General features: G+C 71.2%; 7 protein-coding genes and 1 pseudogene. 6 read left to right on the forward strand and 2 right to left on the reverse strand.

What is annotated here, in order from left to right:
- Positions 1–52: 52 nt before the first annotated feature.
- Positions 53–1,435, reverse strand: a complete 1,383-nt coding sequence (locus O1Q96_RS29890; RefSeq protein ID WP_269251121.1) for a S1 family peptidase — start codon at positions 1,433–1,435, stop codon at positions 53–55.
- Positions 1,436–2,010: 575 nt separating this feature from the next.
- Here O1Q96_RS29890 and O1Q96_RS29895 point away from each other — a divergent pair.
- From O1Q96_RS29895 to O1Q96_RS29920, 6 genes are all read left to right on the forward strand, one after another.
- Positions 2,011–2,706, forward strand: coding sequence for a type 1 glutamine amidotransferase domain-containing protein (locus O1Q96_RS29895; protein ID WP_269251122.1), 696 nt, complete (start codon positions 2,011–2,013; stop codon positions 2,704–2,706).
- A 537-nt stretch (positions 2,707–3,243) separates the two neighbouring features.
- Positions 3,244–3,459: a type A2 lantipeptide gene (locus tag O1Q96_RS29900; protein WP_217453515.1), complete on the forward strand. Its 216-nt coding sequence runs from the start codon at positions 3,244–3,246 to the stop codon at positions 3,457–3,459.
- Positions 3,460–3,618: 159 nt separating this feature from the next.
- The gene (locus O1Q96_RS29905) at positions 3,619–4,425 is read left to right on the forward strand and encodes a biotin/lipoyl-containing protein (RefSeq protein WP_269251123.1); all 807 of its coding nucleotides are present in this window, start codon (positions 3,619–3,621) and stop codon (positions 4,423–4,425) included.
- Positions 4,426–4,490: 65 nt separating this feature from the next.
- Positions 4,491–6,707 carry an NHLP family bacteriocin export ABC transporter peptidase/permease/ATPase subunit gene (locus O1Q96_RS29910; RefSeq protein ID WP_269253774.1) on the forward strand — a complete coding sequence of 739 codons (2,217 nt, stop codon included), beginning with the start codon at positions 4,491–4,493 and terminating at the stop codon, positions 6,705–6,707.
- Position 6,708: 1 nt separating this feature from the next.
- On the forward strand, positions 6,709–9,567 hold the full coding sequence (locus O1Q96_RS29915; protein WP_269251124.1) for an NHLP bacteriocin export ABC transporter permease/ATPase subunit: 2,859 nt from the start codon (positions 6,709–6,711) through the stop codon (positions 9,565–9,567).
- Between the two features lie 193 nt (positions 9,568–9,760).
- Positions 9,761–11,272: an MFS transporter gene (locus O1Q96_RS29920; protein ID WP_269251125.1), complete on the forward strand. Its 1,512-nt coding sequence runs from the start codon at positions 9,761–9,763 to the stop codon at positions 11,270–11,272.
- A 74-nt stretch (positions 11,273–11,346) separates the two neighbouring features.
- On the opposite strand, the pseudogene O1Q96_RS29925 reads toward O1Q96_RS29920, so the two are convergent.
- Positions 11,347–12,845, reverse strand: a pseudogene (locus tag O1Q96_RS29925) (ABC transporter substrate-binding protein).
- Positions 12,846–12,850: the final 5 nt, after the last annotated feature.

Genomic DNA, 12,850 nt, shown 5'->3' on the forward strand with positions numbered 1-12,850 from the left:
CGCCGGAGGACCGGGCCACTGCGAACGGCACCGTTACTGACGAACCTTCAGATCACTGGCGGTTGGTCAGGCCCGAGCCGTCGTCCACGCCGTCGCCGTTGTGGTCGCCGACCTCACCGGTCTGGTCACCGACGCCGCCGACCTGCTCCTCGCCGCCGACCGCGTCGCCACCGGCGCCGGCTTCCTCACCCGCGCCGGCCTCCTGGCCCGCGCCCGCTTCCTCGCCCGCACCGGCCTCTTCACCGGCGCCGGCCTCTTCGCCCGCGCCCGCTTCCTCGCCCGCACCGGCTTCCTCACCGGCGCCGGCCTCTTCGCCCGCGCCGGCGCCACCGGCACCGAGCGTCGCGCCGACCGCGGCCAGCGCGGTGGTCACGGGCTGGAAGAAGGTCTCGCCGCCGACCTGGCAGTCGCCGCTGCCGCCGGACGTCAGGCCGATCGCACTGCCTTCCGCGGTGAACAGGGAGCCGCCGCTGTCACCGGGCTCGGCACAGACGTTGGTCTGGATGAGGCCGGTGACCGTGCCCTCCGGGTAGTTCACGGTGGCGTTGAGGCCCGTGACCTCGCCGTCGCTCAGGCCGGTGGTGCTGCCCATGCGGATGACCGTCTGGCCGACCGCGGCCTCGGCGGCCTCCGTGATCTCCACGGTCTGCTCGCCGGTGTTCACCGTGCTGGGCGCCACCGTCGCGGGGTCGTCGTACTTGACGAGGGCAAAGTCGCCCTCCCCGGGGAAGGTGGCAGCCTCGACCGTGCCGATGGGGGCGCCGGCCTCGGAGTCCGACCACTCGGCGGCCGCGACACCGCAGTGGCCCGCGGTCAGGAAGGCCGGGGCCCCGTCGTCGGCGGTCACGTTGAAGCCGAGCGAGCAGCGGGCTCCGCCGCCGAAGATGGCGTCGCCGCCCTCGACGAACGTCTTGAACGTGCCGGCGGACTTCTTGATGGTCGCCATGCCCGAACCGAGGCTCTGGACGGTCGACTCCACCTGGTCCCACTTTGCGCCCGTGACGGTGCTGTCGGCGGTGACCTGGATCTTGTTCGTCCTGGGATCGACGGCCCACGAGGTGCCGGGGACGGTCGCCTTGGTCTTCAGCGTCTGCGAGGCCGCCGTGAGTTCGGCGGTGCTGTTCTCGACCTGGCGGACGACGGCTCCCGCCTTCTCGCCCAGGATGATGTTGTTGTCGTCGCCCACGACGTTGATGATGAGCTGCTGCTTACCGGCGTCGTAGTACCCACCGGCGTAGTCCTCGCCGAGCAGCTCGGCCAGCTGGGCTGCGAGGTCAGACGCGTCCGCGGCCTTCACCGTTCTGGGGGCGGCACCTTCCGTCGCGTCGGTCTGGGACGCCATCGCGTTCGGCAGGATGAGTGCCGCCGCGCCGAGCGCGACCACGCTTCCTGCGGCTATGACGGCCTTGCGCTTCGGTATCCGCTTGTGACTCAACTTCTTGACCTCCTGGGGACTGGGGGGTCCGAGCCGCCGTTCGGCAGCTGACTGCGGGCGCCTGGATGGCTGTAGGTACGCAAGCGGCACGTGTGGCGTTCAACGTTGTTTCCCAACTTCCTTTGCGAATGCATGAATCAGTCACGCGGGATGTACGGTCCCCGGCGCCGGGGACCGCGGGCATCACGACGCTGACCACCACCGATGCGGCCGGACGCCCCGAGGACGGCTTCACCGCGGGCACACGAACCGGCCAGGTCGCGGTGGCGGCGAGGCAGGGGCGACGGTGCTCGCGGCGCCCGCGGCACGGCGGCCCGTGCGGGCCGAGGACCACGATGCGGAGGCCCACGACGTTCCGGCGCGAGGTCACGGAGTGGGTGTCCCGGCCGAGGAGGCCGCCACAGAACTCCGCCGGAATGCATTACGGAGGGCGAAAACGACCGGAAGTACGGCCACCTGGCCCTGTGGCCGCATCCGGCCCATTCGGGCTTATTCCCGTGATGCCATCGGAAATCCGATGCCCCCCGATGGATCCCCTATTGGATCTCCGTGTCCCATCGGCCTACCTTCGAGACATGTCAAAGATTCTTTTCGTAGTGACCGGTGCCGACTTCTGGACTCTCGCGGACGGCACGAAGCACCCGACCGGCTTCTGGGCCGAGGAGGCCGTCGCCCCGTACGAGGCGTTCAAGGCCGCGGGCCACGAGATCGTCGTGGCCACCCCGGGCGGCGTCGTGCCGACCGTGGACCAGGGCAGCCTGGCCGCCGAGGTCAACGGCGGCCAGGAAGGCGCGGCGAAGGTCGCCGCCGGCCTCGCCTCGTTCGAGGAGCTGCGCAGTCCCGTCCGCATGGAGGACGTGGACCTCGACGAGTACGCGGCCGTCTTCTACCCCGGCGGCCACGGCCCCATGGAGGACCTCGCGGTCAACGCCGACTCCGGACGGCTCCTCACCCGCGCCCTGGAGTCCGGCAAGCCGCTCGGAGTCGTCTGTCACGCCCCCGCCGCACTGCTCGCCGCCACGAAGGAGGACGGCGGCAACGCCTTCGCCGGCTACCGCCTGACCGGGTTCACCAACGCAGAGGAGACCCAGGCCGGGCTGGCCGACAAGGCCAAGTGGCTGCTCCAGGACCGCCTGGTGGAGCTCGGCGCCGACTTCCAGGAGGGCGAGCCGTGGGCTCCGTACGTGGTGGTCGACCGGAACCTCGTCACCGGCCAGAACCCCGCCTCCTCCGCGCCGCTCGCCGCCGAGCTCCTCAAGAAGCTCGGCTGACGGGCCGCCGGGGTCCGGGCTGACGGCTTCTCAGGGAGCCGGACGGCCACCCCTTCCGCAACCGAGGCCATCGGTTCGCCCTCCGCTACTTCGCGGTGACAGCGCGTGCGCCGACCGGAGCGGAATCCTGGCTTCAGCAAATCTGCACATCGAATACGCACCCGGGTCACGGCACGCGGCGAATCCCCACAGGGATCGTCGCGTGCCGTGTCATTGGCGAGGTGTGCCCGATTCGGGATCGCGATGCCGGCCGCCGAAATGTGAACCACCCCGGGGCCATGTGAAGAAGTCGCCACCGAGCGGTGCGCAGGCCTGCACGGTTGAACGGATCCGCCCTGCAAATGCCCAGATCACACGCGTCGTTGATTGGAAGCGCGACGCGGCACCGTGCTTTGATCCATTGCACCGCGGGGGCCGTTCGGTTTCCGTTTCCGGGTTCCGGTTCCGGGATCCCGGCGCTCGCGGTCGCGGCCGACCATCTGTCCCCAGAGGGGGCCGCTCCCCCCTTGTGAATACCAATAGGAAGGGAAGTTCATCATGAACTCCACCCCCCAGGTTCAGACCGTCGAGATCTCCGACGCCGAGCTCGACAACGTCTCCGGCGGCCTCGCCCTGAACGCCCTCAGCACCGTCACCGGTGTCGTGGACGGCATCGCCCCGGTCTCCGGCCTGGTCGACACCGCCGTGGGCACCGTCGAGGGCGCGACCGGCCTGAACACCGCCCCGGTCACCGGCCTGGTCGCCGGTCTCTGATCACTTCGTGATCGCATGACGTGCCGTGAGTCCCGGAACCGTTTCGCGGTTCCGGGACTTACGGGTGCCATGGAGCGGACCCCGTACACAGGGGTGCCGTGAACCACTCGGCTCGCCCGTGAGCCGCTCATCCAGTTCCTCGCAGGTGAGGGAAGACCCGTGCAGTTCCGCCAACAGGCCCTCGCCAAGCTGCAGTCGCCGGAGGAGCTCGACCTGCCGGTGCGCTTCGCCCGTCCCCAGGGCTGGCTCGTGCTGGCCGTGACGGTCGTCGTCATGGCGGCCGCGTCGGTCTGGGCCGTGACGGGCTCCGTGGCGTCCACCGTGAACGCGCCCGCCGTCCTCACCCACGGCCAGGGCAGCTACCTCCTGCAGAGCCCCGTCTCCGGTCAGGTCACCGCGGTCCTCACCGAGCAGGGCCGGCGGATCAGGGCGAACGCTCCCGTGCTCAAGGTCCGCACCGCGAAGGGCGACACGGTCGTACGCAGCGTCGCCGCGGGCCGGGTCACCGCTCTCGCCGCGACGATCGGCGCGATCGTCAGCACCGGCACGAACGTCGCCGCCGTGGAGAAGGTCGCCGACGCCGACGACCCGCTGTACGCGACGGTGTACGTGCCCGCGGAGAACGCCGCCGCGATTCCCTCGGACGCCGCCGTCGACCTGACCGTCCAGTCCGTGCCGACCCAGGAGTACGGGGTGCTGCGCGGCCATGTGAAGTCCGTCGACCGGACCGCCCAGTCGGCGCAGCAGATCGCCGCCTTCCTCGGCGACAGCCAGCTGGGCGAGCAGTTCACCGAGAAGGGCAGACCCGTGGCCGTCCTCGTCCGGCTCGACCGGTCGTCCGGCACGAAGTCCGGCTACAGGTGGTCGTCCGTGAAGGGCCCGCCGTTCCGGCTCGACTCCATGGTCATGGCCTCCGGTTCGATCCGCCTGGACGACCAGCGCCCGATCGATTGGCTGCTGCCGTGACCGCACCCCACGACACCGCGTCCGCCACGGACGCCGCGGACGCCGCGGACGCCGCGGAATCGCGGCTGCCGCCTCCGGTACGGGGACGTCGCCGCGCCACGCCGCCCAGGCGCAAGGTCCCCAAGGGCCGGGGCAAGAGCGTCCGTACGCCCACCATCCTCCAGATGGAGGCCGTCGAGTGCGGCGCGGCGTCTCTCGCGATGGTGCTCGGTCACTACGGCCGGCACATCCCGCTGGAGGAGCTGCGAATCGCCTGCGGTGTCTCGCGCGACGGCTCGCGGGCCAGCAACCTGCTGAAGGCGGCGCGCAGTTACGGGCTGACGGCCAAGGGCATGCAGATGGACACGGCGGCGCTCGCCGAGGTCCGGGCCCCGGCCATCCTGTTCTGGGAGTTCAACCACTACGTCGTCTACGACGGGATGGGGCGCCGCTTCGGCCGTCGCGGGGTGCACATCAACGACCCCGGCAAGGGCCGCCGTTTCATCCCGATGGAGGACTTCGACACCAGCTTCACGGGTGTCGTGCTGGTCCTGGAGCCGGGACCCGACTTCGAGAAGGGCGGCCGCAGGCCCGGGGTCATGGGCGCCATGCCGGCCCGCCTGCGCGGCACCTCGGGCACCATGCCCGCGGCCGTGCTGGCCAGCCTGCTGCTGGTGGCGGTCGGCGCCGCGGTGCCCGCGCTCAGCCGTACGTACATCGACATGTTCCTCATCGGCGGGCAGACCTCGCTGCTCGGGGTGCTGTTCGCGTCGATGGGCGCGAGCGTGCTGCTGACGGTGGTGCTGACCTGGCTGCAACAGGCGAACCTGCTGCGCGGCCGCCTCATCTCCTCCACGCTCAGCAGCGCGAAGTTCCTCCGGCACCTGCTGCGCCTGCCGGTCACCTTCTTCTCCCAGCGCAGCCCGGCCGACCTGGTCCAACGGCTCCAGTCCAACGACGCGGTGGCCGAGACGCTGGCCCGGGACCTCGCGGCGGCGGGCGTGGACGCCGTCGTCGTGGTCCTGTACGCCGTGCTGCTCTACACCTACGATCCGCAGCTCACGGCCGTGGGCATCGGCGTCGCGCTGCTCAACGTGGTGGCGATGCGGATCGTGATCCGGCTGCGCGCGACCCGTACGGCGAAGCTGCGCGCCGACAACGCACGGCTGACGACCACCGCGTACACCGGCCTTCAGCTGATCGAGACGATGAAGGCGACCGGCGGCGAGGACGGCTACTTCCGCAAGTGGGCGGGGCAGCACGCCACCACGCTGGAGGAGCAGCAGCGCCTCGGCGTGCCGACGGCCTGGCTGGGGGTCGTCGCGCCGACGCTGGCGACGCTCAACAGCGCCCTGATTCTGTGGATCGGCGGGATGCGGGCCGTGGAGGGGCACATCTCCGTGGGTCTGCTCGTCGCGTTCCAGGCGCTGGTGACCCGCTTCACCGCGCCGATCACCCGGCTCAACGGGGTCGCCGGCCGTATCCAGGACTTCGCGGCCGACGTGGCCCGTCTGAAGGACGTCGAGAACTTCGCCGCCGACCCGCTCTACTCACGCCGCGGCGCCGGTGACAGCACCCGCAGGCTGCACGGCCATGTCGAGCTGGAGAACATCACCTTCGGGTACAGCCCGCTCGACAAGCCGCTGCTGTCCGGGTTCTCGCTGACGGTCGGTCCCGGGCAGCAGGTCGCCCTCGTCGGCGGTTCCGGCAGCGGCAAGTCGACCGTGTCCAGGCTGATCTCGGGCCTGTACGCGCCCTGGGAGGGCGTGATCCGTATCGACGGGCAGCGGCTGGAGGACATCCCGCGCGGCGCGCTCGCGTCCTCCGTCTCCTTCGTCGACCAGGACGTCTTCCTCTTCGAGGGCTCGGTCCGCGACAACATCGCCCTGTGGGACCCGTCGGTGCCGGACGAGGCGGTGGTCGCCGCGCTGCAGGACGCGGCGCTGTACGACGTGGTGATGCGCCGCCCGGGCGGTGTCCAGAGCCGGGTCGAGCAGGACGGCCGCAACTTCTCCGGCGGTCAGCGTCAACGCCTGGAGATCGCCCGGGCGTTGGTCCGCAGGCCCAGCATCCTGGTGCTCGACGAGGTGACGAGCGCGCTGGACGCGGAGACCGAGCAGCTCGTGATGGACAACCTGCGCAGGCGCGGCTGCGCCTGCGTGGTGATCGCGCACCGGCTCAGCACCGTCCGCGACAGCGACGAGATCGTGGTCCTCCAGCACGGCACGATCGTGGAACGCGGGCGTCACGACGCCCTGGTGACGGCCGGCGGCGCATACGCCGAGCTGGTCAGGGAGCGATGAGATGACGTCCCCGTACCCTCAGAACCAGCATCACCAGCAGCAGCAACAGCCCGTCGGCGAGAGCGACTACGTGCTCGGCGCGCTCGGCGGCATGGGCACCCCGGTCGACGGCTCGGGCCTCACCCGTCTGGATCTCGAAGGGCCGCACGTCCTGTGGCTCGTCGCGGCCGGGGCCATGGACCTGTTCGCCGTCGACGCGGCCCAGCAGGGCCACTGGCATCACCTCGGCCGGCTCGAAGCGGGCTCGCTGCTGCTCGGCCCGGTCGCGGGACCCCAGCACACGCTCGTCGGCAGACCGCTGCGCCAGTGCGTACTGCGCCGCGTCGAACTGCGCGAGCTGCACCGGCCCCCGCAGACCGAGACCTGGACGTACGACGAGTACGGCAATCCCCAGTACGTACCCCCCGCCACCAGCCCGCTGGAGTACGCCCTCTCCCTCGGTGTCGGCCGGGGCCTCGCCATCCTGTTCGAGGCGCCCCTCGCGACCGAGAGGGACGCGGCGCCGACCGACGACGACGTCCTGTGGATGCAGGTGCCGCCGGGCAGCGTGCAGTACGGCTCCCTGTACGGCGCCGAGGCCGCGGCGGACCTGCTGGTCGACCCGGCGATGTGGCAGGCGATGGTCGACCAGCAGTACCGGCTGCTGGCCACGCTCGACCGCTGGATCGAACAGCTGGAGCGCTCGCACGAGAGCCGGACGGCCGCGGGCATCAAGGCGGGTGAGGCGGTCCGCGCCCAGGCCGACCGCACACTGCTGGCTTCCATATCCAAGAGCCCGGGGTCCCGTCCGGGCGCGGCCGACGCCGATGCCACGTACGCGGCCTGTGCGCTGGTCGCCCGCGCGGCCGGGATCACCCTCGCGGACCCCGCGCGGGGCGGCTCGGAGAGCGACCGTCTCGACCCGGTCGAGCGGATCGCGCTCGCCTCCCGGGTCCGGGCGCGCGCCGTCCGCCTCGACGGGCGCTGGTGGCACGACGACGTGGGCCCGCTCGTCGGACACCGGGTCGCGTCGGGCACTCCGGTCGCGCTGCTGTGGCGGCGTGGCGGCTATGCGGCGGTGCATCCGTCGAGCGGCCGGGAGACGCCGGTCGAGAAGGCCAACGCGGCGGAGTTCGAGCCGCGTGCGGTGATGTTCTACCGGCCGCTGCCCGAGCGCGGGCTGAGTCCGCTGCGGCTGCTGCGGTTCAGCCTCCGGGGCACCGGCGGGGACATGCGCAACCTCGCGATCAGCGGTCTGGTGACGGTGGCGCTCGGCGCGCTGGTGCCGATCGCGACCGGCCAGGTGCTGGGCGAGTTCGTACCGAAGGCCCAGGAGACCCTGATCGTCCAGCTCTGCCTGGCCATCATGATCGCCGGCGTGGTGTCGGCGGCGTTCATGCTGATGCAGAACCTCACCATGCTGCGGCTGGAGGGCCGTATCGAGGCGACGCTGCAACCGGCGGTGTGGGACAGGTTGCTGCGGCTGCCCACGAAGTTCTTCACCTCCCGCTCCACCGGTGAACTGGCCAGTGCCGCCATGGGCATCAGCGCCATCCGCCGCCTCATGGCGGGCGTCGGACCCGTGGTGGTCCAGTCCGTCACGGTCGGCGCGATGAACCTGGGGATCCTGCTCTGGTTCAGCGTCCCCCTGGCGCTGGCCGCGATCGGCATGCTCGTGGTGATCGCCGCGGTGTTCCTCGGGCTCGGTCTCTGGCAGGTGCGCTGGCAGCGCCGGCTGATCGTGCTGAGCAACAAGCTCAACAACCAGGCCTTCCAGACCCTGCGGGGTCTGCCGAAGCTGCGGGTCGCGGCGGCGGAGAACTACGCGTACGCGGCCTGGGCGGGAGAGTTCGCGCGCAGCCGTGAACTCCAGCAGCGGGTGGGGCGGATCAAGAACCTCACGACCGTGCTGGGCTCGGTGTACCTGCCGCTGTGTTCGCTCATCATGTTCATGCTGCTGGCGGGGCCCGCGCGCGGGTCGCTGTCGGCCGCGGCCTTCCTGACGTTCAACACCTCGATGACCATGCTGCTGACCTCGGTCACCCAGCTGACGGGTTCCTTCGTGTCGATGGTCGCCGCGCTGCCGATGTTCGAGGAGATCAAGCCGGTTCTCGACGCGACGCCCGAGGTGCGCGTGGCGAGCACGCGTCCCGCCGAGCTGTCCGGTGCCATCGAGGCGAAGAAGCTGTCCTTCCGGTACACCGACGACGGGCCGCTGGTCCTCGACGACGTGTCGTTCGCGATCCGGCCCGGCGAGTTCGTGGCGGTCGTCGGCCCCAGCGGCTGCGGCAAGTCCACCCTGCTGCGCCTGCTCATCGGCTTCGACAAGCCGGTGTCGGGCAGCGTGCTGTACGACGGCCAGGACCTGGCCGCACTCGACCAGTCGGCCGTACGCCGCCAGTGCGGTGTGGTGCTCCAGCACGCGCAGCCCTTCACCGGCTCGATCCTGGACGTCATCTGCGGCACGGAGCCGTACACGCCCGAGGAGGCGATGGCCGCCGCGGAGATGGCGGGGCTCGCCGAGGACATCAAGCTCATGCCGATGGGGCTGCACACCATCGTGGCGGGCAGCGGCGCGATCTCCGGCGGCCAGCGGCAGCGTCTGATGATCGCCCAGGCGCTGATCCGCCGACCGCGCATCCTCTTCTTCGACGAGGCGACCAGCGCCCTCGACAACGAGACTCAGCGCACGGTCATCGAGAGCACCCGCGCGCTGGATGCCACCCGTGTGGTGATCGCGCACCGCCTCTCCACGGTCATGGACGCCGATCGCGTCATCGTGATGGAGGACGGCCGGATCGCCCAGCAGGGCCCGCCCGCCCAGCTGCTGGCGGACACGGGCGGGCGGCTGCACGAGCTGGTGCGCCGGCAGATGCAGTAGGAGCCCGGGAGGGGCTCCGGGCCCGTCGGCCCGCGCGGAGCCGGGCGTCAGGGGCCGCCGCCCCGCATGTGACGTCCCTCTCGCTAGCGAAACTTTGTCGTTTCGATGAAAGTGGTCTAACCTCGAAGAGTACGAAACAGTTTCGTTTACATACTCTCCGTTCCGAGTGAACTCTCCCTGGAGTGGTGCTCCCATGTCCAAGACCCAGACCCTGTCCGAAGGCGCCCGCAAGGGCACACCGGACTCACCGGGCACGACCGCCCCGGCGGCGAACCGGTGGTGGATCCTCTCGATCATCGGCATCGCGCAGCTGATGGTGGTGCTGGACGCGACCATCGTGAACATCGCGCTGCCGTCGGCCCAGGCCGACCTCGGCTTCTCCGACGGCAACCGGCAGTGGATCGTCACTGCGTACGCCCTCGCCTTCGCCTCGCTGCTCCTGCTCGGCGGCCGGATCGCCGACCTCTTCGGGCGCAAGCCCGCCTTCCTCATCGGTGTCGCCGGATTCGCCGGAGCCTCCGTGCTCGGCGGCGCGGCGAACAGTTTCGGCATGCTGGTCGCCGCGCGCGCCCTGCAGGGTGTCTTCGGTGCCCTCCTCGCACCCGCCGCGCTCTCCCTGCTGAACACGACGTTCACCGACGCCAAGGAGCGCGCCAAGGCGTTCAGCGTGTACGGCGCCATCGCCGGCGCGGGCGGCGCGCTGGGACTGCTGCTCGGCGGTGTGCTGACGGACGCGCTGGACTGGCGCTGGACCCTGTACGTCAACGTCCTCTTCGCCGTCGTCGCCTTCGCGGGCGGCTGGGTCCTGCTGAACAACCACCGCGACGCCGCGAACTCCAAGCTGGACCTGCCGGGCGCGCTGCTGGTCTCCGCCGGTCTGTTCTCCGTGGTCTACGGATTCTCCAACGCCGAGACCCACGACTGGGGTTCACCCCAGACCTGGGGCTTCCTGGTGGCGGGCGCAGTGCTCCTGACGGTGTTCGGCTGGTGGCAGACCCGCTCCGCACACCCGCTGCTGCCGATGCGTGTCCTGCTGGACCGTACCCGCGCGGCCTCGTTCATCGCCGTCCTGGTGACCGGTGCGGGCATGTTCGGCGTCTTCCTCTTCCTCACCTACTACCTGCAGCTGAACCTGGGCTTCAGCCCGACGAAGACCGGTGTGGCCTTCCTGCCGATGATGGCGGCCCTGATGGTCATGGCGCAGGTGTCGACCACGGTCCTGGTGCCGCGCATCGGACCGAAGACCGTCATCCCGGCCGGCTTCGCGCTCGCCGCGGTCGCGATGGCCTGGCTGACCGGCATCGGGGTCGACTCCGACTTCTCGACCGCCGTGCTGCCGCAGCTGATCCTGATCGGCGCCGGCCTCGGCATCGTGATGCCGCCCGCGATGGCCCTGGCCACGAGCGGGGTCGCCGCGGAGGACGCGGGTGTCGCCTCGGCGACGGTGAACACCATGCAGCAGGTGGGCGGTTCCATCGGTACCGCGCTCCTGAACACCCTCGCCGCGAGTGCCGCGACCGGCTACCTGGCCGGCAAGGACGCGACCGACCCGCTGGTCCGGGCCCGGTCGACGATCGAGAGCTACACCACCGCCTTCTGGTGGTCGGCCGGCTTCTTCCTCGCGGGCGCGGTGATCGCCTTCCTGCTCTACCGCCGCGGAGTCCCCGAGCAGGACCCGGACGCCGCACCGGTCGTCCACATGTGAGTCCGCCACAAGCCGAGGGGCCGCCGTCTTCAGGGAGACGGCGGCCCCTCCTTGTGTGCCGGAACCGCCCGCTGTCAGCGGCGCGTGCCGACGCCGACGAGGCTGCGCTCGTACGGGTCGAGCAGCACACCGCGCACCTTGGCGCCCACGCCGGTGATGATCCGCTGGTGGACCAGCGGCACGACGGCGTCCGTGCCGAGGACCGCCGCTTCGGCGGTCATCGCCGCGTCCTGCCGCTTCGCGGTGTCGGTGACCTTCTCGGCCTCGGCGACGGCCTTGTCGGCCGTCCGGTCGCACAGCAGCGCCAGGTTGTAGCTGCCGTCGCACGTGTAGTCACTGGCGAGGATGGAGACGGGGTCGCCGGCGTCGAGCATGGTGTTGCGGGCGGAGACGAACGCGTCGAACTTCCCGGCCAGCGCGTCGCTCTCCAGCCGTGAGTAATCGCGCACCTCCAGCTCGACCCTGAAGCCCCCCTTGTCCAGCTGCTGCTTGAGGACCTGGGCGACCTCGGGCAGTTCGGGCCTGTTGTCGTACGTGGCCACGGTGATCGACGCACCGTCGGTCGCCGCCCGTGCCCGGCCGGCCGGTTCGACCCTCTTGTCGGCCGCCCAGGTCAGGGCCGGACCGTAGATTCCGGCGCCTGGGTCGGCATGCCCCTCGTAGACGTCCTTGGCGAAGACGGCGGTGTCGATCGCCTCGCGGGCGGCGGCCCGTGCCTTCGGCTCCCTGAAGGCGCCCGACCTGCTGTTCAGGAGGACACTCGTGGTGCGGGTGGTGGCCGTCTCACGGCGGGCCGCCTCGTCGAGGGAGGCGGCCTGCGAGACGGGCACGGCCTCGGCGATGTCGACCTCGCCGGTGCGCAGCGCGTTGGTCCGGGCGGTGCCGTCGGCTATGAACCTCGCGTCGACGCCGGAGGCCTGGGCGCGGCCGCCCCAGTAGTCGCCGAAGCGCTCGAGGGTGGCGGCGGTGGCGCCGGTGACCTGGGTGAGCTCGAAGGGGCCGGTGGCCGTGCCGACCGGGCTGACCCGGTCCTTCTTCGCGTACGCGTCGGCCGACAGGACGACCGGGCCGGGGCTGGACAGCCGCAGCGGCAGCGCGGGGTCCGGATCGGCGGTGCTCACCCGCACGGTCCGGCCGCCCGCGGCCTCGGCGGTGAGCTCGACACCGGACAGGGCGGCGGTCGGGGGCTCGGCGCCCGCGGCTCGGGCCAGGGACGCGGCGACGGCCTTCGGCGTGACCTCGGCGCCGTCCTGGAACGCGGCGTCCCGCAGGGTGAACAGCCAGTCGCGGTCGTTCTCGCGGCGCCACGACTCGGCGAGCGCGGGAGCGGCGGCGCCGTTGGCGTCGAGACGGGTCAGGCCCTCGGTGACGCCGAGCCTGCTGAGGAGGGTGGCGTCGGCGCCGTACGGGGAGACATTCTCGGCGGGCGGGAAGGCGAGCGCGACCTTCAGCCGGGAGCCTGCCGAGCCGCCGGAGGACGTGTCACCGCCCTCGGAGGCGAAGCAGCCGGTGAGCAGGGGGGGGCGAGCAGCAGGCCGGCGAACAACCGGCGCCGGCGCGGCACAGAGCGCATGATCT

Source organism: Streptomyces aurantiacus, from assembly GCF_027107535.1.
In the GTDB taxonomy this organism is placed as follows: Bacteria; Actinomycetota; Actinomycetes; order Streptomycetales; family Streptomycetaceae; genus Streptomyces.

Coding starts and splice junctions, on each gene's coding strand:
- O1Q96_RS29895 (WP_269251122.1), top strand. CDS start 2,011: ATGTCAAAGATTCTTTTCGTAGTGACCGGTGCCGACTTCTGGACTCTC.
- O1Q96_RS29900 (WP_217453515.1), top strand. CDS start 3,244: ATGAACTCCACCCCCCAGGTTCAGACCGTCGAGATCTCCGACGCCGAG.
- O1Q96_RS29915 (WP_269251124.1), top strand. CDS start 6,709: ATGACGTCCCCGTACCCTCAGAACCAGCATCACCAGCAGCAGCAACAG.
- O1Q96_RS29920 (WP_269251125.1), top strand. CDS start 9,761: ATGTCCAAGACCCAGACCCTGTCCGAAGGCGCCCGCAAGGGCACACCG.